Source organism: Nocardioides sp. NPDC059952 (genome assembly GCF_042730435.1).
Taxonomy (GTDB): domain Bacteria; phylum Actinomycetota; class Actinomycetes; order Propionibacteriales; family Nocardioidaceae; genus Nocardioides.
In genome coordinates, this window is sequence record NZ_JBHWLY010000161.1 from 1 (window position 1) to 1355 (window position 1355).

The 1355-nt window shown below is 69.1% G+C and carries 1 protein-coding gene; it reads right to left on the reverse strand.

All coding sequences use genetic code 11. The features are described from left to right. Nucleotides 1-57: 57 nt before the first annotated feature. On the reverse strand, nucleotides 58-1041 hold the full coding sequence (locus tag ACFV9G_RS29880) for a mucin-2 protein (protein ID WP_378733118.1): 984 nt from the start codon (nucleotides 1039-1041) through the stop codon (nucleotides 58-60). Nucleotides 1042-1355 lie beyond the last annotated feature (314 nt).

Genomic DNA, 1355 nt, shown 5'->3' on the forward strand with positions numbered 1-1355 from the left:
GCGTTAGAACGAGCCGACTCGGCGGTGATTTCGGTCAGGACGCGCCGACTCGGCGATCTAGTTGACGGCTACGTGCACGTGGTCGTAGTGGTTCGCCGTGGGGTCGCCGCGATCCTCCATGGGGCGCCAGCCCTCGTCGGCTCGGACCGGGGTCCAGATGCGCTGGTACCAGATGATGTCGTAGATGTTGAGCGCCGCGGCGTGCTCCTGGACGAAGGCGGCGATGGCGTCACCGAGCTCCTTGTCGTCGGTCATGAAGTCCAGCGCCTTGCCGTCGATGTGCTCGCCGTGCGGGTCGTAGCCGTAGGTGGTGCCGGAGGCGACCGCCGGGAACGCGTTGCAGACGGCGCGGTAGAGGTCGACCGCATCGGCGACCAGGCCGTCCTCGACAGAGGCGTCTCCGCAGGCGGAGAAGTCCAGTCCCGCCGGGGCCTCCTCGGACGGCGTCGGAGAAGGCGTCGGAGTAGGGGTGGGCTCGGGCGGAAGCTCGGGCTTGGTCTTGCCGAGGTTGCCCTCGGGGATCCACACCGGGTTGCCCTCCAGGACGATCTCCTGGCGACCACCCTCGTCGCGGCCGGTGTAGTAGACCGCGCGCCCGAGCTTCAGCTCGCCGAGCTCCTTGGCACGCTTCCCGTAGGAGGCATAGACGGTGACGTCGTCCTGGACATATCGCAGCACCGCCTTCTGCGAACCGCCGCTGACTGACGTCGGCCGCTCGATCAGCGACTCGATCGTCGCGACCTCACTGAGCGCACTGGTCGCCGCCCCTCCCCCACGCTCGCCGCTGCGGCTGACCGTCGCCTCCCGGCCGGTGACCTCGCGGCGGTCGCTCGACATCCGGGTGTCCTCACGGGTCGTCGGCAGCGCCGGGATCTTCGCAGCCGCCTTGGCCTCGGCCTCGATGCGCCGATCGGCCGGCGACGGCAACCGGAGGCCGGACTTCTCCTCCACCTCGGAGATCACGACGCCGGGGTTCGCCGCGGCCGCCCCGGCGGCTATCGCCCCGCTGGTCGCGAACGTGACGATCCCGGCGGTCGCCACGGCGTTCTTGGTTCTACGGACAGCTCGATAATCGCCTCTGTGGCTGGTGGCCACTGCGCAATCCTTCGCTCGACAATGTGGGGGTATCGCCCGAGAGCACCCTTCGCCACTTCCGCTGAAGCTGGGTCGTGAGCCCGGGCACAGCGCCTGAGTCAATCACACACCTGCAGGGGTATCCCACGGTGATCCGGAGACTTTGCGAAGTTGTTGATCGTCCGGCCGACCGAAAAGCGCAGGTCGGGCCCGGGGTCGGGTACCCCGGGCGGCCCCTGTTCGAGGCCAATGGCGGCAGGTAGTGGGGAGGGGGCCGAGGG